The 21709-nt window shown below is 40.6% G+C and carries 20 protein-coding genes; 8 read left to right on the forward strand and 12 right to left on the reverse strand.

The genetic code is table 11. The features are described 5' to 3' along the window. Positions 1-917: YbgA family protein (locus tag GKR61_RS16265; RefSeq protein WP_154599984.1), on the reverse strand; the 917-nt coding region annotated here is incomplete at its 3' end. Positions 918-1471: 554 nt separating this feature from the next. Here GKR61_RS16265 and GKR61_RS16270 point away from each other — a divergent pair. The 5 genes from GKR61_RS16270 to GKR61_RS16290 all read left to right on the forward strand — a co-directional run bounded on the left by GKR61_RS16270 (position 1472) and on the right by GKR61_RS16290 (position 7712). Beyond that, complete coding sequence (locus tag GKR61_RS16270) at positions 1472-4390, forward strand: xanthine dehydrogenase family protein molybdopterin-binding subunit (RefSeq protein ID WP_154599985.1); 2919 nt, start codon at positions 1472-1474, stop codon at positions 4388-4390. Next, positions 4387-4953, forward strand: a complete 567-nt coding sequence (locus GKR61_RS16275; protein WP_036953454.1) for a (2Fe-2S)-binding protein — start codon at positions 4387-4389, stop codon at positions 4951-4953. The genes GKR61_RS16270 and GKR61_RS16275 overlap by 4 nt, the downstream gene beginning before the upstream one ends. Before the next feature lie 11 nt (positions 4954-4964). Beyond that, entirely contained in the window at positions 4965-6284 is a 1320-nt protein-coding gene (locus GKR61_RS16280; RefSeq protein ID WP_108479000.1) for a cytochrome c, read from the forward strand. A gap of 322 nt (positions 6285-6606) precedes the next feature. Beyond that, complete coding sequence (locus GKR61_RS16285) at positions 6607-7053, forward strand: DUF3290 domain-containing protein (protein ID WP_036953459.1); 447 nt, start codon at positions 6607-6609, stop codon at positions 7051-7053. An 8-nt stretch (positions 7054-7061) separates the two neighbouring features. Continuing rightward, a complete protein-coding gene (locus GKR61_RS16290; protein ID WP_036953461.1) occupies positions 7062-7712 on the forward strand; it encodes a DUF421 domain-containing protein in 651 nt (216 codons plus the stop codon). 57 nt (positions 7713-7769) lie between these two features. Here GKR61_RS16290 and GKR61_RS16295 read toward each other — a convergent pair whose 3' ends face one another. Beyond that, positions 7770-8018: an Arm DNA-binding domain-containing protein gene (locus tag GKR61_RS16295; protein ID WP_108479001.1), complete on the reverse strand. Its 249-nt coding sequence runs from the start codon at positions 8016-8018 to the stop codon at positions 7770-7772. A 132-nt stretch (positions 8019-8150) separates the two neighbouring features. Here GKR61_RS16295 and ttcA point away from each other — a divergent pair, with 132 nt between their 5' ends. Further along, a complete protein-coding gene (gene ttcA, locus GKR61_RS16300; protein WP_262362058.1) occupies positions 8151-9092 on the forward strand; it encodes a tRNA 2-thiocytidine(32) synthetase TtcA in 942 nt (313 codons plus the stop codon). Positions 9093-9359: 267 nt separating this feature from the next. On the opposite strand, the gene zntB is transcribed toward ttcA, so the two are convergent. Both zntB and GKR61_RS16310 read right to left on the reverse strand, forming a co-directional pair. After that, a complete protein-coding gene (gene zntB / locus GKR61_RS16305) occupies positions 9360-10343 on the reverse strand; it encodes a zinc transporter ZntB (protein WP_036953465.1) in 984 nt (327 codons plus the stop codon). A 361-nt stretch (positions 10344-10704) separates the two neighbouring features. Beyond that, the gene (locus GKR61_RS16310) at positions 10705-12327 is read right to left on the reverse strand and encodes a peptide ABC transporter substrate-binding protein (protein WP_154599986.1); all 1623 of its coding nucleotides are present in this window, start codon (positions 12325-12327) and stop codon (positions 10705-10707) included. A gap of 460 nt (positions 12328-12787) precedes the next feature. On the opposite strand from GKR61_RS16310, the gene tpx reads away from it, so the two are divergent. Continuing rightward, entirely contained in the window at positions 12788-13288 is a 501-nt protein-coding gene (tpx, locus tag GKR61_RS16315; RefSeq protein ID WP_036953469.1) for a thiol peroxidase, read from the forward strand. 87 nt (positions 13289-13375) lie between these two features. Here the strand turns inward: tpx and GKR61_RS16320 are convergent, their stop codons facing one another. From GKR61_RS16320 to pspA, 8 genes are all read right to left on the reverse strand, one after another. Continuing rightward, positions 13376-13750 (reverse strand): hypothetical protein, encoded by a 375-nt coding sequence (locus GKR61_RS16320; protein ID WP_036953471.1) that lies wholly within the window; start codon positions 13748-13750, stop codon positions 13376-13378. Between the two features lie 273 nt (positions 13751-14023). Next, on the reverse strand, positions 14024-14455 hold the full coding sequence (locus GKR61_RS16325; RefSeq protein ID WP_230083173.1) for a hypothetical protein: 432 nt from the start codon (positions 14453-14455) through the stop codon (positions 14024-14026). A gap of 1 nt (position 14456) precedes the next feature. After that, on the reverse strand, positions 14457-16022 hold the full coding sequence (gene tyrR / locus GKR61_RS16330; RefSeq protein ID WP_036953551.1) for a transcriptional regulator TyrR: 1566 nt from the start codon (positions 16020-16022) through the stop codon (positions 14457-14459). A 231-nt stretch (positions 16023-16253) separates the two neighbouring features. After that, a complete protein-coding gene (locus tag GKR61_RS16335) occupies positions 16254-17309 on the reverse strand; it encodes a YcjF family protein (protein ID WP_036953473.1) in 1056 nt (351 codons plus the stop codon). Next, the gene (locus GKR61_RS16340) at positions 17306-18703 is read right to left on the reverse strand and encodes a YcjX family protein (RefSeq protein WP_036953475.1); all 1398 of its coding nucleotides are present in this window, start codon (positions 18701-18703) and stop codon (positions 17306-17308) included. Before GKR61_RS16340 ends, GKR61_RS16335 begins: the two co-directional genes overlap by 4 nt. 92 nt (positions 18704-18795) lie before the next feature. Further along, complete coding sequence (gene pspC, locus GKR61_RS16345) at positions 18796-19152, reverse strand: envelope stress response membrane protein PspC (RefSeq protein ID WP_036953477.1); 357 nt, start codon at positions 19150-19152, stop codon at positions 18796-18798. Beyond that, positions 19152-19382, reverse strand: coding sequence for an envelope stress response membrane protein PspB (gene pspB / locus GKR61_RS16350; RefSeq protein WP_036953478.1), 231 nt, complete (start codon positions 19380-19382; stop codon positions 19152-19154). Before pspB ends, pspC begins: the two co-directional genes overlap by 1 nt. A gap of 74 nt (positions 19383-19456) precedes the next feature. Further along, positions 19457-20122, reverse strand: coding sequence for a phage shock protein PspA (pspA, locus tag GKR61_RS16355; protein WP_006660058.1), 666 nt, complete (start codon positions 20120-20122; stop codon positions 19457-19459). A 285-nt stretch (positions 20123-20407) separates the two neighbouring features. On the opposite strand from pspA, the gene pspF reads away from it, so the two are divergent. Continuing rightward, positions 20408-21409, forward strand: coding sequence for a phage shock protein operon transcriptional activator (pspF, locus tag GKR61_RS16360; protein WP_154599987.1), 1002 nt, complete (start codon positions 20408-20410; stop codon positions 21407-21409). Positions 21410-21709 lie beyond the last annotated feature (300 nt).

The following is a 21709-nucleotide window of genomic DNA, read 5'->3' on the forward strand; positions in this document are numbered from 1 at the left end:
TCAGATAAATAGTGCGTAATTAATGTTAATGGAGCCAATAAAGGCTGTGTTCCTTGGCGGTATTCGAGGATTAACTTACTCAATGCTTGCCTTTGGTTTGATGTCAGATAACGTTTAAAGTAACCTTGGATATGCATAAGCACATTAGTGTGATTGCGCCTAGTCGCTTGGTGTTGTAATAAATTCATAAACTTATTTCGATACTCATCAAAATAAGAATCGATTGAATCCCATTCATTGTTACTAGCAACAAAACGACCAAGTTCTCGATAAAGAGGCTGTGAATGCGCCAATAAAAGGAGCTTATATCGAGTATGAAAGTCGATTAATGAGTGCCGATTGAAGGAGTTTTTCTTTAGTTCATTTAGCTCATGAAGAGCAAATACCCGTATAATAAAATTTTCTCGAATATGAGGATCGCTTAACCTGCCATCTTCCTCAACAGGCAACCAAGGCATTACTTTGAGTAATTGTTCAGTAAAAAGCCCAATTCCAGACTTTTTATTACCATTGCCAACTGAATCATATACTCGAACCCTTTCCAAGCCACAGCTAGGTGAGTTTTTACATACAATATAACCACTTAAATTTAAAAGCCCACTCAAATAAGTGGTCGAAAACTGAAGCATCTCTTCAGTTAAATCGCCTTCACGACCATCGCTGAACTTGAGTCTAACGCTATTTTCGTCAGATTTAACTAGCCTCAATGCAGGTCTAGGTGTTGGTAAACCAATCGCCATTTCCGGGCATGCTTGTTGGTATTCGAAATAATCTGATAACTCATCTACAGCAAAGTGAAAGCGCTTATGACCACCATCAAATCTAACGCTATCACCCAATAAGCATGAGCTAATACCTACTGTGATTTTTTTACCTGATGTATTGCTCTTATCGCTAGAGGTAAGAATATTAACCATCATTGCACCTTATATAAAATCACTTATATACAAAATTGATTTATAGTAATAATTGGAATTCATATTAGTAACATTGCACTTTATTTACTAGCTTTATAAACCACGACTCTATACTCTAATAAAATAAACAAAAAATCTCACAAATCTGAGGTTTTTAAGCTACCGACGTTGTAGTCACTCTTATCACAATATCGACATAATCATATGCTTTATATAATAAAATACATATTGATTTAATTATTCATTAATAAGAATTACTATCATTTAAATAAATTACATTCTAATAAAACTCAGTTATTTTATTCAATACTGTCATATTAAGATGACCCCAACAGTATTATTCACTTTCTTGTCTAAATCCCTTTACTCGTTCTTGATATATCAATACAGATACCCATACTATTTATGTAACTTACTGAGCTATCTGATATTAGCCATCAAATTGCGAACAAATTAAATCGAAATAAAACAATCTTATAATGCGTGGCTAAAAAATATTATTGACTTCCATTGCTCATAATAAAAACCCTAAAAATATAATCAGGGAGCACACTATGTCGGGTCATATTTCTAGACGTAACTTCATCAAACTAGGCACTATTGCAGGCATTGCAGTGATGGTGGGTAAGCTCCCTTTTGCGATAGCAATGGAGCTAGATTCTGACTCTCCATCAACCGATTGGATAGGTCAAAATGGTAAAGCACGCTTTCGTTGGGATGGTGTTGAAAAGGTCACCGGCCGTAAAAATTTTGCTCGTGATTACCGCGCTAAAGACATTCCTGGTTGGCCTAAAAAACAAAGCTATGCCTTTATGTTAAAAGCAACAGAAGCAGATAAAACCTTTGAAGGCATTGATATTTCAATGTTAGGTCCAAATTTACAGCCTGATAAAGTTGTTTTACAAGAAGACCTTATCCGTGATGGCTTAAATATTCCTCAAGACACCAGTATGGGAAAAGGCTTCTATGGCACCAATATTTTAGTGCCTCTAGGGGACACTCCACCGATTATTGGCCACCCTGTTGCCATCTTGATTTATCATGATTTCGATAAATACAGCACAGCACAGCGTATGTTACGTTTTGCGACAAACACCGTAAAATATGGAATGGTGACTGGACCAAAACCGCCCGCTAACTATGGTGCAGCGCGATATGTACGTATCGGTGGTGATACACCACTTTCACCTTCTATCTTTTCCCCTTATCAAGATTCAGGTATTAAAGGTGGGTTCGATGGCAATACACCTGTTTGGCCGCCATATGACCCCAAACATGCCATTTCTATTCCACCAGTGATCCGTAAAGATCGTGGTGGTGGTTTTATTCAAGCCCTTCATCAGGCAGAAAAAAGCCCTGATAAACAAGAAAAAGCAATGGATTACGCACGGCAAATTGAACAAGAAATCGCTGCAGCTCGCCAGAATCCCGATAAATTTGTGATTGAGCGCCATGGTTTTTCACAATCCATTGACCCTTGCGCAATGGAGCCTGATAACTGTAATACTTGGTATGACGCACAAACCAAAACACTGCATATTTTAACCGCGACACAGTCTCCTGCAGGAGTCGTCAACGCCGCTGCTGAGTTATCGAAGCACAACAAACATTTTTCTGTCGAGAACATTGTGTTATTAACAGGTTCTACCGTCGGTTATGGCTCAAAAGACTATTCGGTTTTTCCTTTCTATTCGATGGTCGCCAGTTTCTATGCTGATGGCTTACCTGTTCGTATGGCAAATGACCGCTATGAACAATTCCAAATGGGAATGAAACGCCACTCTATTGAGATGGATGTCACCATTATCGGTGATAAAAAAACGGGCAAATTTGATGTATTAAAAGGTACTTATAACTGTAATGGTGGTGGTCGTGAAAACCTCTCGGTTGCCGTATCACACGTTGCGGTACGTGGTGCCCAATCTATTTATTATTTCCCAAAATCTGACCTCACCGCTCTCGCCATGGCCACCCCGGCTGTCGAAGCAGGCTCAATGCGTGGCTTTGGTTCCTTACAGTCGATGGCAGTCACTGAATTGATGGTCGATGAAATCGCTCATAACCTCAATATTGACCCAATAGAACTGCGCCGCCGTAATGCCATATTAGAAGGTTATCCGAATACACAAGGTGGTGTAATCGCTGGTGACCCTCGCAATGTCGAAATGTTAAATCTTGCGGAAAAACACCCGATTTGGGTCGATCGTGAAAAAAATAAAGTCGATTATGAAGCAAAAAACCCCGGTAAGTTATACGGCGTTGGCTTTGCGCAAGTGCAGCAAGTTTATGGTTCTAGCGGTGTTCCAACGATTCTTTCTCTTGAATTTGATGCGAATGGCAAGCTAACAATGCGCCATTGTATGCAAGAGATTGGTACCGGTGGTACAACCGCACAACAAGTTATGGTATGGCAAGCACTCAGCAAAGCCCCTGATGTGGTTGAATTTGGGGTAACTGAATTTGCAGAACTACCACTCAAAACCAGTTGGGCAGATCAGAAAAAACAAGATGAACTGTCAAAAACTGATCCCTATTGGACACCTGCGCTGATCCCTGACATGAGTTCATCGAGCGGTGTTTATTACATTGGATTTGGTACACGCCAAGCGGGTCATTTTTTATTAGAAAATACCCTATGGCCTGCGGCCAAAAGCATTTGGAGTGAAGGTCCAGGCGGAGGAGCATTCAATGGCTTAAATGTTGAATTTGCAGATATTCGTGTCGGATCTGATGGTATTGGCGGTGGTGGGATGAAGCCCATTCCTTTTGACATTTTAGCCAAAAGAGCCCATGAGATGGGGCTAATCACCGGAGTTGCTGTTCACGGCTATTCAAGCTGGCAGTGGGCTCGCGCAGAGTTCGATATTCCAACTGTAGGATTGAAAAATCTCCCTCTCGATGCAATATCCGTTCGTTATGGCGAGGGTGCTCCACAAGAACTGAAAAAGCAGATGACAACTGGCGGTTACCATTTTATTAAACGTAAAATTGCCTATTACCCACCAACACAACGCGCAAAAGCTGACCCAACTACGGTCACACCAGCTTCCTGCCTCGTCGAGCTCAACGTCAATACTATGACGGGTGAGGTCGATATCATGCGCCACCATATGATTATGGATCCCGGTACAATGATTGTCCCTGAATTGGTTTCAGGCCAAATTCAAGGAGGTACCGCGATGGGTATTGGTCACGCATTGATGGAAGAATTGCCACTGTATGAAGATGGGCCAGGTAATGGAACATGGAACTTTAATCGCTATGTTCTGCCACGCGCAAAAGATGTTGCGGTTTGGCAACAAACCATTGATTACTTACCTCCCCTATCAGAAACTTCGCCACCAAAAGGCATGGCAGAACTGGGAATGATCCCTATCTTACCTGCGACGAGTAACGCATTAACCCATGCGACAGGTAAGCGTTTCTATGAATTCCCTATCACGGTAGATAAAATTAAAAAGGCACTCTCATGAAAATCAACCATGCCGTTCCGATTATTGAGCGCAAGCCACTAACACTGACCATTAACGGCCAGAAAATTGGTCCTATTGATGTCCCTGTTGGGATGCCAATGATTGAGTTTTTACATGAATACCTTGACCTCACAGGCACCCACTTTGGTTGCGGGCAAGGGATCTGCCATGCTTGCACCATTATGGAAATTCAGCCCGATGGCTCAACGGTTGAAAGCCGTACCTGTATCTTTGGTGCCCATTATTTCAACAATAAAAATATTGTTACCATCGAAGGGCAAGCCAAACTGGATGAACAAGGCAAAGTTGTTGAATTAACGCCAATTCAACAAGCTTTTATCGAAAACTTTTCGTTCCAGTGTGGCTATTGTGCCCCCGGTTTCGTCACGGGTGCGACGGTATTTCTTGATAAACTGAAGAAAAACCCAGTGAAACGAGACCAACTCGAACATGCGATTGAAGAAGCCCTCAATGAGCATATTTGCCGTTGTACAGGCTATGTTCGCTATTATGAAGCAGTGAGGAAAGTCGCTCTAGACACTCCTGGCTGCGTGATCGACTAGGGAGAAACCTCATGGCTAAATCCAGCTCTCTACGTAAAAGCATTTATATTATTATCTTATTATTCATCATATTAATGCTTGCGATCCTATTTGGTGCTTTTCGTACCTCCAGTATCGGTCCTGATTTAGATAAACCGCTGACCTCAGAAGAAGTCGCCAAATTGCTGCCAAGAGGGCAAGAGTTGGCAACTGCTGGTGATTGCTTTGGTTGCCACTCATTACCTGAAGGGCCATTGGCTGCGGGTGGGCGTGCCATCGGAACCCCTTTTGGTACCATTTATTCCACAAATATCACGCCTGATAAGCAATTTGGTATCGGTAACTATACCCGTGCTGATTTCCATCGTGCTTTGAAAGACGGAATTGGTAAAGAAAGAGGTAATCTCTACCCTGCCATGCCGTTTGTATTTACCCATATGACGACATCGGATGATATTGATGCCCTGTATGCTTATGTGATGTCACTTCCGCCAATCAATGTGCCAAACAAAGAAAATACAGGTGTATTTGTCCTACCCGTTCGCCCATTTATGAACTTCTGGACTTTACTTAATTTCCCTAAACAAAATGCGCCTCATGACCCACAACGTTCTGCCGAGTGGAACCGAGGAGCTTATATTGTTGAAGGTCTAGCACACTGTGGCGCTTGTCACTCACCACGTAATTTAATGATGGGTGTCGAGTTTTCACGGTCACTTCAAGGAGGTGAAGAAGCCGGTTTAGCCATCCCTGATATTACAGCCGAAGCGCTTTCCAAACATGGGTACGATACCGCCTCTTTGCGCCAATTCCTGCTTACAGGGAATGCCCCGCAAGGCTCTGCATTTGCAGATATGAGTACAGTGACTCATTTTTCTACTAGCCAGATGAATAAAAGCGATGTTAATGACATGGCAATTTATTTAATGACGGATAAACAAGGAAAAATACTTGGAGCCGACACTCCGCCAGCTCCATTGCCTGAGGCAAACTCACCAGACGTGGGTAATGTAAGTCAAATCATGGAAACGGGTCGGTTAATGTATATGTCTACCTGCGCAGGTTGCCACGGGATCACCGGAGAAGGAGTCCCTAATGGCATTCCAGCGTTAAAAGGTAATGCCATCTTAGCTATGGACAGCCCCGAAACCTTTATCAGTGTAGTGTTAACGGGTATTCCAACCACCACTTTCCCTAATGGGCAGCGTATGTATGCTATGCCAAGCTTTGCCGATGATTTAACGCCACAAGAAATGGCAGATTTAATATCATGGGCGCGCGCCGAATGGGGGGGGCAAGGTAAACCTGTCACTGCCGAACAAGTTGAAAAACTGAAAAAGGCGGCTCAGTAATCGCTCATCGCTTCTCTTCAAATGACTTATTTATTGAAGGGAAGCGACATTATTATTTTCATTACGATATTTGAATAAAATCTCCATTAATATTTTTGTTATCTAAAAACCTATCTTGAATTAATCCCACAAGCAGGTTTTCAAAATGCTTCCTTTGATAAATACTGAAACCATCGACAATTTTTAACTTCAACATAAAAATCAATGACAGATCTTGGGTAATGACTGACAACTCAAAATTAGATTTTAATATCAGAGCTAAAATGCGAATAAGTCACTATAATAAAGATGGATATAGTGAACAATCAGGAATGATTTTTATATGAATTTTTATGGGATAGATTACTTGCAAGCGCAGTCTAATATAAATGATTATTTTAAATATATTATTATTTTTGGCACTTTATTTGCTTTAATCGTTTTTTTCATCCTATATATGCGTCACCGCCTACAAACTAAATATCGGGATTTAACGATTATCGCCTTCTTATTTTTACTCTTCATTTCAGGCATTCAGTATCAAGATTATACCGATAGTCAAAATATACACTCAAAATCATCCCAAATGGTTAATTTCGTAAGGTTATTATCAAAAGAAAAAGGGGTTGATATAAATTCTATATTTTCTAACTCGGTACAATTATCCGATGGCATCATCATTAAAATTGATGACCGTTATTACCGTATTCATTTAAGCGTAGATCAACAAACTTACAGCTTAGAAAAAGTTTGGTTAACAAATCCCGAAATTAAAATCATAAAAAAATAAGGCATAAAATGATTATTTATACACCTATTATTATAAAGCTTGGATTAGGGATCCTATGCCTGATTGTTCAAATAAACCTCATGGGCAAAGGAAATTTAGCCCCTTCATCCGCAATGGATCAAGTTCAAAACTATGTTCTAGGCGGTATTATTGGTGGTGTCATTTACAATGAATCAATAACAGTACTGCAATTTATACTCGTGTTAATCATATGGACTTTACTTGTTTTTGCCCTTAAATTTTTAAAAGAGAATAATCCCTTTATTAAACGAATTATTGACGGCAAACCTATAACCTTGGTACATAATGGCAGCGTTAACGTTAAAGAATGTCTAAAAAACGGTGTTTCCGCTAATGATTTGATGTTCAAACTAAGATCAAATGGCATATACGAAATAGAGCAACTAAAACGCGTTGTTCTCGAACAAAATGGGCAATTGACTATTATCCAAAGTGGCGATGAGAATATACGTTATCCAATTATCGTCGATGGCTTAGCTAACCATGACTTACTCGAAATCATCGGCAAAGACATTGAGTGGTTAGAAGACAATATTTCGAAACAAGGTTTTAATAAAATCAGTGAAGTATATTTAGGTGAGTATTTGTCTGGTAGGATTAATTTATATGGATATGAAAGAAAGAATAACGCAGATTAAGTTAGATTCGCACCTTGTATAGCACTAACAGAACAGTTACCGCTTTTGGTATTTGGGTCATGCCCTGAAACCAAAATTGCTCGAAGCCTTGTCTTGTGGCTGTTTCATTGATAAATCAGGATATTGCCCTATTATCATCCTACTTAACTTACCTTCAAATCGGTAAGAGTATGACCATGAGATAGAACCTTTTTTGCTTACTAGTATCGAAAGCCCCCTACCATCTGCTATCATTACCGGCTTAGAGATTTCTTTACCATGAATGTTTTTTAGCTTTTTGTCTGTGAGTTTATTAATTTCTGACATATCAGTCTTATCCAATGTCTAGAATCTTATACAAAGTCTTATACACGAGTCAGTATAAGACTGGGTTAATTCAGAAACAACGAGAACGACAAAAAACAAAAAAGCATATATATTTCAAAAATTTAAATAGCAATCAGAAACAAGAAAGAACAACCGAGAATGACGACTAATAAAGAACAATACAACTTAAACAAACTCCAAAAAAGAATCCGCCGTGATGTTGGGCAAGCCATCGCCGATTTTAATATGATCGAAGAAGGCGACCGTATCATGGTCTGCCTGTCTGGGGGGAAAGATAGCTATACTCTGCTGTCTATTTTGCAAAGCCTGCAAAAAAGTGCCCCAATTTCATTCTCTTTGGTCGCTGTTAACTTAGACCAAAAACAACCAGGCTTCCCTGAACACATCTTGCCAGCTTACTTAGACGAACTCGGTGTTGAGTATAAAATTGTCGAAGAAAACACCTATGGCATCGTAAAAGAAAAAATTCCTGAAGGAAAAACCACCTGTTCCCTGTGCTCTCGTTTACGTCGCGGCATCTTATATCGCACGGCGACAGAGTTAGGTGCGACCAAAATAGCGCTCGGTCATCACCGTGATGATATTTTACAGACCCTATTTTTAAACATGTTCTACGGCGGTAAATTAAAAGGTATGCCACCAAAATTGATGAGTGACGATGGCAAACACATTGTTATCCGCCCTCTCGCCTATTGCCGCGAAAAAGATATTGAGCGTTTTGCTGAAGCAAAAGGATTCCCTATCATCCCTTGTAACTTATGTGGATCCCAGCCGAATTTACAGCGCCAAGTCATTAAAGAGATGCTACGCGATTGGGATAAACGTTACCCAGGGCGCATTGAAACTATGTTTAGAGCGACTCAGAACGTTGTATCATCTCACCTATGTGATACTGAACTATTTGATTTTAAAAACATTTCACATGGTGATGCCGTGATCAATGGTGGTGATATGGCTTTTGACCGTGAAGAATTGCCTGCTCAGCCAATGATTGATGAAGATGATCAACCAGACTACAGTGCTGACCGCTTAGATGTGATTGAAGTTAAGTAAGATAATAAAAATTGGTCCGCTACCTCTGGGCAAACTCAGGGGTGGCATCAGATTTTATGCAAAAAAAAGCCGATGTAAAATACATCGGCATTACAGTGGTCAATTATTCTGTATAAGAACTCAATATGAGAAAAACTACAATTATGGAGCACAACGTTCATCGCTCAACGTTGCATTCACCTGCGGGAGTAATATTGCCTTAAAACCCTATACCCTTTATTGATTTATCTCAAACTAGCACCCATTATCCAGAACAATTCACCTTTCTTATAGCCATCGACTTCTTTTTAACCACCAAAATACCGTAGCAATTAAGCAGGCGAGTAATAAACAGAACGCACTAAAGGCAAACTTGAATTCATTTCCAGGGATACCCCCTAAGTTCACACCAAATAAACCGGTTAAAAATGTGGTTGGTAAAAATATCATCGCCATTAATGACATGGTATAGATTCGACGATTCATCATTTCCGTCATCATATTCGTAATTTCATCAGACATAATGGCGGTACGTGCAATAAAACCATCTAAATCTTCAATACAGCGCCCTAATCTATCTGATATTTCTTGTAAACGACGTCTGTCGTTATCATCTAGCCATAATAATTTTTCAGCGGTTAATCGAGAAAACATATCCCGCTGCGGTGCCATATAACGGCGCACGACAATAATTTGTTTACGCAGTAAGGCTAATTCCCCACGCTCAGGAATTTCGCCATGTAATATCAAATCTTCCATTTCAATAAGACGTTCGTGAAGAGAGTCGGTGAAATCACTAATTTCATCGGTCATTGCATCCGTGACATCGGCAAGCCATTCACCGGTACTCTGCGCACCGACGCCTTGTTTAAGATCATCAATAACAGAATCTAATGAGTGAACACGTCGGTGACGGCATGAAACAATCAAGCGGCTATTCATAAAGATACGAAATGCCACCAATTGCTCTGGGCGCTGCCCTGCGGTGTTATTCAGGGTTTGTAGTGTCAGCAGAACGCCATCACCAATACGCACCATCCGCATACGATTCATTTTACCCGTCAATGATGACTTCACTTGGTCATTAAACAAATCAGTCTGTTGGATCCAGCTAGACGTCTCTTTATTTTTATAATCGTAATGCAGCCAAAATGGAGATTGCTGTGTTGCAGTGGCATTTAAATCGATAGGAAGAACACCGCCATCTCCATCTAACTGAAAGGCATGAACGGGGTTAGAGTGTTGAAATTGCGATCCATAGGTCGACGCCATGCAATTATCTCCTTAAATTGAAAAGTAAGGTATTTTTAGTTGATTAAAGGGAATATTGCAATGATTTCAATAACAAAATCAAAATACAAAGTTTAAGTAGGTGTTAAGCAAAGGAAAATAAAAGCATAAAAATAAGATGTTATGCAAGATTTATAGCCCAATGAAATTTCTCAATTTTTGCTAGAGAGATCCCATTTGATTGACACAAATTAGCAATAAAACCGCAAAGTTTTTTCCTATTATTAGCGCTGTAGTGTTTATTCCTTTTTGGTCCTCCTTCTGACTCTCCAGTGGAAGGAGTTTTTTTATTTTGGGTCTCCCAAAATTTAGCCAGCACACCTGCACTGGCTAAATTTCATTCTTAATGCTTAATCATATAGAAGCTATGGCTGTATGCCACATCCTCTGGATTTTCAATCGGATAACCTTTTAACCACGGTTTAATCAAACGCGCATTCGTATATTGATAGATTGGTGCAATTGGTGCTTCTTTTGCAATAATGGCTTCCGCTTGGTTGTAATACACATTACGCTGCGCATCATTCGTTTCAATGCTAGCTGAAGTCATTAGTGCGTCATATTGCGGATTATTAAACTTAGGAATATTGCCACTGTGTTGAGAAGTTAGCAGTGATAAGAATGTAGATGGCTCATTAAAATCACCAATCCAAGAAGCACGGATTACATCAAAATTTCCGGTGTTACGGCTATCAATATATGTTTTCCACTCTTGGTTAACTAACTTAACTTGCACCCCGAGTTTTTTCTTCCACATGGAAGCAATCGCAATAGCAATTTTTTGATGGTTTTCCGAGCTGTTATACAGCAACGTTAATTCCAAAGGATGCGCTTCACTGTACCCAGCCTGCTTTAATAACGTTTTGGCTTGTTGGTCTAACTCTTTTTGTTTATGAGTCTGATACAGCCCTTTTTCCGGCTTAAAACCTGCCGTCACATCAGGTGTAAAATAATTAGCGGGTTTTTCCCCTGTCCCTAAGACTTTGCTAGCAATCAATTGGCGGTCAATTGCCATTGATAATGCCTGTCGAACCCTGACATCATTGGTCGGCGCGCGCTGGGTATTAAATGCGTAGTAATAGGTACCGAGTTGATCCGGCGTAAAAACTTCGTTAGGAATATCTTGTAATAATTTTTGATAGCGCTGCTTAGGAAAGGATTCCGTGATATCTAAATCCCCAGCCAAATAACGATTAGTCGCGTGAGATTCTTGGTTGATAGGGACAAAAGTCACTTTGGTGATCACCGTATTTTTATGATCCCAATAGTGCGGATTTGGTGTTAATACGATTTTCTCATTAACAACACGGTCATTAAGTTCAAATGCACCATTTCCAACTAAATTACCGACTTTAATCCAGTCTGTGCCATATTGTTCAACGGTTCCGCGATGAACAGGAAATAAGCTGAAGTTTGCGGTTAATGACGGGAAATAAGGAACTGGCTTATTTAACACAATTTTCAGCGTGTGTTTATCGACAGCTTCCACCCCTAACTGTTCTGGTGGCAACTTACCATCGATAATATCCTGCGCATTATTAATTCCCGCTAATGCTGCAAACCAAGCAAATGGCGAAGTATTGGCTGGCGTGACTAAACGACGCCAACTATAAACGAAATCGTCAGCGGTAACAGGCTCACCATTCGACCATGCCGCTTCAGGGCGTAACTGAAAAATCCAAGTTCGATTGTCATCAGTGTGCCAATTTAGTGCGACACCCGGTATCGGCTTTCCATGATTATCTTGATTAACTAGGCCTTCAAACAAATCACGCATCACTTGAGCTTCAGTCAACCCAACAGATTTTATCGGATCTAATGATGCTGGCTCATCTTTCAGATGGCGTACAACTTCTTGATTTTCAGCTAAAACAGTACCAGCAGGAACCGTCGCACTGATAACCGGTGTAGAAAGGAAAAGTGATGAAATGAATACAGCTAAAGAGGTCAATGAACGTTTATGCATATTATTATTTCTATCTATTAATCAAAAAGAGGATCGCTCAGCGTTATTCGCTAAGCTTTGATGAATTAACCCATTACAAACTGCTAAATTGATATTTGACATGCCAAGGCATTAGCCGTGATAGGCGAATAACTCATTGACTTGATTGTCAGTTTAAAATTAGCTTTCACTTCATCATATAACAAGTAAAACACGGCACAAAGCGCTCTTTTTATCGTGTTGAATATGGTATTTTAGGATGATACATAATAAAAAACATAAACTCTTAATAGGGCTTATTACTTGTATAATGCAGCGTAACCTTCTTACTTATCATGCCGAGAAGGCAACAATGCAATTCGATCAATAATAGGATTTAAAAACAGAAATCTCAGAATGTGAAACTGGTAATAATTTGATTTTAAAAATCATTTAATATTTTCATCTTCTGTAACTCAACCTATAAACGGGAGAAAAACACATGTCACAGACAGTAAAACTCAAAGGCAATAGCATTTCACTTGCAGGTACTTTTTTACAAGCTGGCTCACAAGCTAAACCTTTCACTTTAGTTGCTAAAGATTTAAGTGAAGCAACCTTAGAAACATTCCAAGGCAAACGCAAAGTTCTGAATATTTTCCCTAGCGTAGATACCGGTGTTTGCGCCGCTTCTGTGCGTAAATTCAATCAATTAGCCAACGGTTTAGACAACACTGTTGTGTTATGTATCTCTGCTGACTTACCTTTTGCTCAAGCTCGTTTTTGTGGTGCAGAAGGCTTAGACAATGTGGTGACATTATCTTCATTCCGTAGTGATTTTGCCCAAGATTACGGCGTTGAAATGACCACCGGTCCATTAAAAGGTTTAACGGCTCGTTCCGTCGTTGTATTAGATGAGAATGACAAAGTGATTTACAGCCAATTAGTGCCTGAAATTACTGAAGAACCTGATTATGACAATGCGCTAAATAGCCTGAAATAATCGTATATTATGAAGAACCACAATCACCGATGCTTTCGGTGATTGTGGCTTCATTTGATAGGGGGTGAGGGGTTATCAATCATGCTTTTAATCAACATAAGCCCAAAATAGTGGTTTATGATTTTTCGCATTGACCACATTTGTAAAAATCATATTTCCTTTCATCATACTCACTAACGAATGCGACAACGTGCTTAATATCCGTTGAGCCTGCTCTTGGGTCACAGGGCAACAAGACGTGAGAATATCAATAATCAAATCCCTTGGTTTAACGCCATTTTTGACTAATACATCCCACGTAAAACGATTTTTTTTCGCTAAATAATTCGCAGCTGCCTTGTTCATTAAATAAAGTTCTGCGGCAGTATTTGCGGATTCAAACATATCACCTTGGTAGTGACATTTAGACATATATTCACGTAGCTTGAAATTGACAATAAAATTAATCGTAAATTGTTCCATTGCAACTCCTTAAAGGTATAAAACCCGCGTTGCTAATATTAATAATCAATGCACAACTTAAGCATTTTTTTATCGTTAATTTAAAAATTGAAGCTTTGCTCACCATTTTTATAGCAGAAAAAACAACCAATCCGCAATGATCAGGACGTCGTTTTACGATGAAAAATATGTAAATTTAGTTTAATCGAGTAAGCTCACTCCATTCTTTTAACTGATTTTGAATGAGTGAGCTTATTTATCTGGCATGTTTCATTGGAACTAACTGAATGGGCGTTAGTCAGGAAAATATCTTATTTCGAGCGAAGTGCCTTTATTATTTTGAATAAATTGGAGGTACGTTTCTCCCCCTGGAAAACTTTGCTCAATTTCTAGTTTTTTGTCCCCACTCCATCGATAAATAATAGACGGACAGTTATCATCCGAGCAAATCACTTCTTTGTTTTTGTTTGGTTCTAACTTAGCTTCTAAAAACTTTTTATCATCACCAAGCAGATTACGATATTCTTGATAAGCACTTAGTAGCGAGCTATTAGGGAAATGACACTGAGTTAATGCGCCATTTTCATACACATCTTCCATGGATTGCTCTGCATTTTTACAGAGTTTATCAATCAACTTATTATTCGGCTTTTCTTGTGCAACAGCACTAATACTCACACTCATTAATACGCTAAGTAGACCCAATTTAAACAGCTTTTTCATCATGTTAATCTTGCTCTTTCTTGGCACTGAGCCCGTATTCTCGCAATTTGTTCGCAATAGCGGTATGAGAAATATCTAAACGTTTAGCCAATTTACGCGTACTCGGATAATCACGATATAATCTCGCCAACACCGAGGCTTCATAGCGTTTGGTTATTTCATCCAGTGACCCATTTAATGTATCTAAAGCAATCGCAGGTGCGTTAACTGCATCAGGAAGTTGAATATCATCAACATCCAGAATATTGCCACTAAATTGCGACAGCCCCTGATATAACGCATTGCGTAATTGTCTAACATTACCCGGCCAATAATAAGAATTGAGTGATTCAATTAATGCCGGTGAAATTTTTGGCTCATCAATGTTCAATTCTTTGGCAAAATTAGACACAAAGACTTTCGTGAGCGGTTTAATATCTTCGCTTCGTTCTCTTAATGGTGGGATCGTGAGAGTTATAACATTCAAACGGTAATAGAGATCTTCACGGAATTTTTTCTGTTCCACTAGCTCAGGTAGATTCTTCTGTGTCGCACAAATCACGCGTACATTGACTTTGACCTCATGTTCTTCGCCAACACGCCTGAAAGTTCCATCGTTCAGAAAACGTAATAGTTTAATTTGCATTTGAGGGGACATTTCAGCAATTTCATCCAGCAAAACGGTACCGCCATTAGCTTGCTCAAAAAAGCCTTTTTTCCCTTCAACCGCATTTGGATAAGCCCCTGCTGCATAACCAAATAACTCACTTTCAACGACATCATCAGGCATTGAAGCGCAGTTCAATCCTAAAAATGGCGCATTACCACGAGCACTGTGTAAATGGCAGGCTTTTGCCAGAATGTCTTTACCCGTTCCAGTTTCCCCGACAAGCAGCAACGGTTCATCCAGCATAGCAACACGTTTAGCTCGCTCAACGACTTGGATCATCGCAGGACTGACCGCCACAATCTGGCTAAATCCACGGTTTTCAATATCAACTTCAGCCACTTGCTTACGTTGATTTTCAAGAATTGCCACGGATTTGAGTAAGATCACCGCACCTGTACAGTGAGATTTCCCATCTTCATCGGCGAGAATAATTGGTGTGACCTGCATTAAATAATCGCTGCCTTTGACCGAAATGCGTTCGGTGTAAGGTTCTGGTGACTCACGTTCAAACCAGCGGTGTAAACCATGGTTAGGGATTAACTGGGAGAAGGATTTCTGTTTGATTTTAGTTTCATCAACCCCAAAAAGTTGCAAGCTCATTGGGTTAACCAGCTCAATATTCAGTTTATTATCAATGGATAAAACTGGCTCAGGGAACGAATTCAGTAAAGCCCACACTGCTTTATGCTCACGTTCGGATGGCATAAAGTAGATACGACGAACATCAATTACCCCGTTTATGCGGCGGATCTCTGCCATTAGCGTACTGAAAACCTGAAAGTCTACAGGTGCAAAGTTCAGGTAAATTCGACGTTGAGCTGAAATTTCAATGCCTTTTAAGTCAATGTTTTGTAGAACTAAAAGATCAAGTAATTCACGCGTTAAACCGATACGGTCTTGGCAGGTCACTTCGAGGCGCATGATGAAACCTTTTGTAGAGAACATAATTACTCATATTTTAGCGTTAAACAGGACAGTAATACAGAGCCGTGTCACATATTGTTGACACTCGTCTAGTTTCTAATAAATATCAGCAGCATTTCTTTCTTTAATATGAGGATTGTTGATTAATTCGACAGGGTATTACCCTTTTAGACATGACTGGCAGAATGATTAAAACTGTCAACTCATCCTGCCAGTCAAATTTACAGCTTATGGATTTTCTTTTTTTGAGGGAATGGCATTTTTCAGCTGGCCAATTAATTGACGGCGAAAATCACCCAATTTCGGTTTGTCTTCTATCCAAGGTAATGGACGGCATAGCTCCATCGCCTTAATGCCTAATCGAGCGGTCAGAAGCCCAGCGCCGATTCCTTGTGCCGCGCGTGTCGACAACCGTGCGGTAATATCCTGAGATAACCAATCCATCCCGACTTCACGAATAAGTTCAGAAGCGCCAGCAAATGCAATATTAATCAGCACCATACGGAATAAGCGGATCCGACTATAGTAGCCCAGTTCGATGCCATAAATGGCTGCAATGCGGTTGATTAAACGAATGTTGCGCCACGCGATAAATGCCATGTCAACAATCGCCAATGGGCTGACCGCTATCATCAAGGCAGATTCTGCTGATGAACGGCTGATCTCTTTACGCGCTTGCTCATCCAGGATCGGTTGAACTAATTTACTATACAGTTCAATAACCTCGCGGTCATTATGCGAATCATGAACCGTGGCTTGCCAGCTTTGTATCGCAGGATGTTGCATCGGTAATGCAGATTGTTTGGCGAGCTTTTCACAGAATGCTTTACCCTGCCCCATGCCGTGGCTATGAAGCAATTCACGTGCAAAATCACGCTCCTCTGCACGTTCTCTGAGCCGATACAAGCGACGCCATTCGCCGATGACTGAACCCACACCAGCGACCACAATTAACCCCCCCGCTGCTGCGGTGCCTAACGCTGTCCAGTCTTGGGTTATCCATGATTGATGGATCCAAAGCCCTAATTGAGCGACAACGCTCACCCCAAAAATGCCTGCGGCAGCACCAACTAGCTTGCGCCAGAAACTGCGTTTAGGTTTTAAGGCCTCGTTGATAAGACTTTCAACTTCGCCATCTTGGCTATCTTGTTCTTCTTGTATATCAACCGGCACAAATTTTTCAAACGCTTTCTCATCAAAGGTTTGCGCTTGTTTTAATGGCTCCATGGCTGGCTTATCGGCTTTAGCGGCAAAGTCTACGCGCTGTTTTAGAGGTTCACTCATTTCAGTTTATCTCCTAACAAAAATTCCAAAGCACTGTCCATGCGAATATGTGGCAACGGTTGATCTAACGGTGTTGGCCGAGGGCGGAAATTTTCAAATTGAAAGCCTTGCTGTTGCCAAAACTGTTCATTAGGTAAACGCTTAGGGACATCCCCTGGGTAGAACGTTAAGGGTTGCCCATCGCTAAGTCGCTCACCTTTTAAAGCAGGTAATTTTTCACCCTTGTAGTCCACAATACCGCTTTCCGTCGCTTGAATAGACGCCAGCCCTACACAGTCCATGCTGATCCCTTCAAATGCTGCATTTTGCCAAGCATCTTGGACTAACTGCTGCAATAATGAGACTAAGTTTGCATGTTGATCGGGTGTGACGTGATCCGATTTACTGGCGGCAAAAAGTAGCTTATCAATACATGGAGAAAACATGCGTCTGAGCAATGTGCGTTTTCCATAATGAAAGCTGCGCATTAACTGCGTTAGCGCCATTCGCATATCATTGAAGGCGTCTGCGCCACTATTTAAAGGCTGCAAACAATCCACCAGCACAATTTGTCGGTCAAAACGCTGGAAATGATCCTTATAAAACCCTTTCACCACATGGTCACAGTAGTATTGATAGCGACGCTGTAATGCGCCGATATTGGTGTTTTTATCCGCTTGCGTTAACTGTTTTTCACCATATTTTTCGATGTTTGGCCATGGAAAGAATTGTAATGCAGGCGCTCCAGCTAACTCTCCAGGTAAAACAAATCTACCAGGTTGAATAAAGTGCTGTCCTTGTTGCTTACATTCATGCAGATATGCGGTGTAAGCATTGGAAATTTCAGCTAAGAGATTTTCATCGACAGGAGCTAATGGATCACATTTTTGGCAAAGTTGTAGCCATTCATTCGCGAGCTCCCCACGCTTACCTTTAAGTAGCACTTTCATTTGGCTAGACCATGTTAAATAATTCAGATCTAGCATCGGTAAGTCCAGTAGCCACTCCCCCGGGTAATCGACAATTTCTAAGTACAGGGAGGAGTTATCGACAAAATGGCGAACAAACGAATCATTTGAACGGTAATGAATTTTCAAGCGAATTTCGCTCACTCCACGGGTAGGCGTCGGCCATTGCGGCGGGTCGCCATAAAGCGATGCAATTCCTTCATCATAAGCGAAACGCGGAATTGACATATCGCGCTGTGGAATGCGTTTTACCCCTAGGATCCGTTTATCTCTCGCCGCTGAAAATAGCGGAAGGCGCGCCCCCGTGGTGGTGTTAAGAAGTTGGTTAACGAGAGAAGTGATGAATGCGGTTTTTCCACTGCGACTTAATCCAGTGACAGCAAGCCTTACATGGCGGTCAACGCTACGGTTCATTAAGTCAGTTAATTCATTTTGTAGCCGTTTCATAATGCTCCTAGTTCTCGCTCTCCCAATAAAAATATAAAGGGAATACAGTCATTAAACTCTATTCCCATTTATGTGATGGTGCAAATCAGTTGTTATAGATGACGAAACTTGCTGTTCACGGCATAAGTGTCCGAAGTGACATAGCGCTCCATTTGGCGCAGTTTCATTTCCCCAGCTTGTAGCTGAGCATCAATTTGGTTTAATAGTGTTGTCACTTCTGGTCCAATATCCTGTTCGCTTCGGTAACCGCTTGGCGCAGCTTCCACAAAGAAACACATCACCACATAGACAATCAAGGTCAATCCAAAACTCATAAACAGGGCAAGTACAGCTAATGCTCTGACCAAAGCAACCGGTAACTCTAAATATTCAGCGAGACCGGAACAAACACCACCAAAAACACGTTTATCCGTTAAGCGATATAACTTGCGGTTGCGTAGATTAGTCATTATTTTTGCCTCCAATTTGGGTGCTCGGCATCTAAAATATCTTCCAGCGTTTTGATGCGCTGCTGCATACGCGATGACTGCTCTGCCAATTGCATCAAACGCTGCACTTCATTTTCAGTAAGCTGACTTCCCTGCCCATTATTTTTCTTACTATAATGGAGCCACAACCAAATCGGCAGAACAAAAATGACAAAAATGATTAATACGAGAGACAGTAAAACGTAGCCCATCACATTTCCTTATTTATGGTTATTTAGCCTAGCGCACTGGCGCAATGAAATCACTGCGCCTTGCGTGTTGAATATTATTCGTCTTTATTGATTTTAGCTTTAAGCGCGGCTAACTGTGCACTAATTTCATCATCCGCTTTTAACTCAGCAAATTGCTGTTCTAAAGAGCGTTGTTTACCAATACCGTAGCTTTGCGCTTCGCCTTCCATATGGTCAATGCGACGTTCAAACTGTTCAAAACGCGCCATTGCTTCATCCAGTTTACCACTGTCTAACTGGCGACGAACATTACGGCTTGATTGTGCCGCTTCTAAACGTACGGTCATTGATTGCTGTTTTGCACGCGTTTCTTGCAGTTTATTTTCTAATTCCGTGATTTCGCCTTTTAAGCGAGTCAGCGTTTCATCAACAATAATCAGTTCATGTTTTAGCGTATCGACCATGGCACTGACTTTTTGTTTTTCAATCAATGCTGCGCGAGCTAAATCTTCTTTATCTTTGATTAATGCCAGTTCCGCTTTTTCTTGCCATTCGGCAATCTGTTTTTCGCCCATTTCGACGCGGCGCTCTAAACTTTTTTTCTCAGCTAAGGTACGTGCTGAGGTGGAACGGATTTCCACTAACATGTCTTCCATTTCCTGAATCATCAGGCGGATCATTTTCTGCGGATCTTCAGCTTTATCAAGCAGTGAAGCAATGTTGGCATTAATGATGTCGGCAAAACGTGAAAAAATACCCATAATTTATATCCTCTTGATGGATGTTATCTTTCTGTAGAGCCTCAACCCGATGTTGGCGTCCAACCAATACGTGATGCTCCATGAATATAAAATTGAAATTATTAAACCGATAATTATTTCAATCAAAATCTTTTACAACTCTAAGATAGCAATTGGCGTGCCAACTTTTTCAGAATGGCATAACCAACTAATAAATAACAAAAATATTATTTCGATACCTATCGACGGTTATTTGTACTATAGTTAACTATAGGTAAAATCAACCAAAACTTGGTAAAAATAACCATGAAAGAGACTAACAATACTATTCTTGGTGTATCGAGTAATTTCCTTGATGTCCTAGAACGTGCTTCCGAACTTGCTAAGCTAAATAAACCTGTCCTTGTTATTGGCGAACGAGGAACAGGTAAAGAGTTAATCGCGGATCGCCTTCACTATCTATCTCCCCGCTGGCAAGAGCCTTTTATCTCCTTAAATTGCAGCGGACTCAATGAGAACTTGCTGGATTCTGAATTATTTGGACATGAAGCAGGATCGTTTACCGGGGCCCAGAAACGCCATCAAGGTCGCTTTGAACGTGCAGATAAAGGCACATTGTTCCTTGATGAACTGGCAACCGCGCCGATGTCTGTACAAGAAAAACTGTTACGTGTGATTGAATATGGCGAATTAGAGCGTGTAGGCGGAAGTCAGTCATTAAAAGTCGATGTTCGTTTGGTCTGTGCCACTAACGCCAACCTTCCAGAATTGGCTCGCCAAGGACTTTTTCGCGCTGACCTGCTAGATAGAATTGCCTTTGAAGTGATTCGCATGCCGTCATTACGTGAACGTGTTCCTGACATTCTGTTATTGGCTGAGCACTTTGCCATTGGTATGGTACGTGAGCTAAAGCGTGATTATTTCACTGGGTTTTCTGACAACGCCCAGCAGACACTGATGCACTATTCTTGGCCAGGTAATATTCGCGAACTGAAAAATGTTGTCGAGCGTTCAGTTTATCGGCATGGGGAAAGTGACTTACCAGTGGATACGATTATTTTAGATCCCTTTGGTGAGAAACTAGCAGAGCTTCATGAGATACCCGCAGCATCATCAGAAAACTCCAAATTAGCACCCGTTTTTCCCTTTGACTTACGACAATGGCAATTAGAATCGGAAAAACAATATGTTGAAGAGGCGCTACGCCAAGCCAATTTTAATCAGCGTAAAGCAGCTCAATGCCTATCACTGAGCTATGACCAATTTCGAGGATTAATTAAAAAACATCATATTAGCTTGGAAAGCTGATTTTTATGCAAAAAAAAGCCAGCACCCGAGCTGGCTATATAACTAAAACACTGAAAGCAATAAAACACTGGAAGCAATGTGAGCAATGTCATGCCTTGTCTGCTAAAGCTAAGCACTCAAGAGACTGAGTTAATGATAATAGTTATTAGTATCATTTGTAAAGCATTTTAATGCGATTATTTCTCATTAAGATTAAATTAAAAATAATAGTAACCATTACAATTAGATATAACCTTATTGATTCTCATTTACAGTTAAAAATCTTCACTACCCACAGCGCTGTGTACAAAATATCACCAC

The sequence above is a fragment of the Providencia sp. wls1916 genome (genome assembly GCF_009706585.1).
Lineage (GTDB): Bacteria > Pseudomonadota > Gammaproteobacteria > Enterobacterales > Enterobacteriaceae > Providencia > Providencia lanzhouensis.

Bases quoted from the DNA above. Each gene is read 5' to 3' on its own strand.
- tpx (WP_036953469.1), top strand. From the start codon at position 12,788: ATGTCACAGACAGTAAAACTCAAAGGCAATAGCATTTCACTTGCAGGT.
- pspC (WP_036953477.1), bottom strand. From the start codon at position 19,152: ATGACTAATCTACGCAACCGCAAGTTATATCGCTTAACGGATAAACGT.
- GKR61_RS16320 (WP_036953471.1), bottom strand. From the start codon at position 13,750: ATGGAACAATTTACGATTAATTTTATTGTCAATTTCAAGCTACGTGAA.
- GKR61_RS16290 (WP_036953461.1), top strand. From the start codon at position 7,062: ATGATTATTTATACACCTATTATTATAAAGCTTGGATTAGGGATCCTA.
- tyrR (WP_036953551.1), bottom strand. From the start codon at position 16,022: ATGCGCCTCGAAGTGACCTGCCAAGACCGTATCGGTTTAACGCGTGAA.
- GKR61_RS16280 (WP_108479000.1), top strand. From the start codon at position 4,965: ATGGCTAAATCCAGCTCTCTACGTAAAAGCATTTATATTATTATCTTA.
- pspB (WP_036953478.1), bottom strand. From the start codon at position 19,382: ATGGGCTACGTTTTACTGTCTCTCGTATTAATCATTTTTGTCATTTTT.
- GKR61_RS16340 (WP_036953475.1), bottom strand. From the start codon at position 18,703: ATGAAACGGCTACAAAATGAATTAACTGACTTAATGAACCGTAGCGTT.
- GKR61_RS16325 (WP_230083173.1), bottom strand. From the start codon at position 14,455: ATGATGAAAAAGCTGTTTAAATTGGGTCTACTTAGCGTATTAATGAGT.
- pspA (WP_006660058.1), bottom strand. From the start codon at position 20,122: ATGGGTATTTTTTCACGTTTTGCCGACATCATTAATGCCAACATTGCT.
- GKR61_RS16295 (WP_108479001.1), bottom strand. From the start codon at position 8,018: ATGTCAGAAATTAATAAACTCACAGACAAAAAGCTAAAAAACATTCAT.
- pspF (WP_154599987.1), top strand. From the start codon at position 20,408: ATGAAAGAGACTAACAATACTATTCTTGGTGTATCGAGTAATTTCCTT.
- zntB (WP_036953465.1), bottom strand. From the start codon at position 10,343: ATGGCGTCGACCTATGGATCGCAATTTCAACACTCTAACCCCGTTCAT.
- GKR61_RS16285 (WP_036953459.1), top strand. From the start codon at position 6,607: ATGAATTTTTATGGGATAGATTACTTGCAAGCGCAGTCTAATATAAAT.
- GKR61_RS16270 (WP_154599985.1), top strand. From the start codon at position 1,472: ATGTCGGGTCATATTTCTAGACGTAACTTCATCAAACTAGGCACTATT.
- GKR61_RS16310 (WP_154599986.1), bottom strand. From the start codon at position 12,327: ATGCATAAACGTTCATTGACCTCTTTAGCTGTATTCATTTCATCACTT.
- GKR61_RS16335 (WP_036953473.1), bottom strand. From the start codon at position 17,309: ATGAGTGAACCTCTAAAACAGCGCGTAGACTTTGCCGCTAAAGCCGAT.
- GKR61_RS16275 (WP_036953454.1), top strand. From the start codon at position 4,387: ATGAAAATCAACCATGCCGTTCCGATTATTGAGCGCAAGCCACTAACA.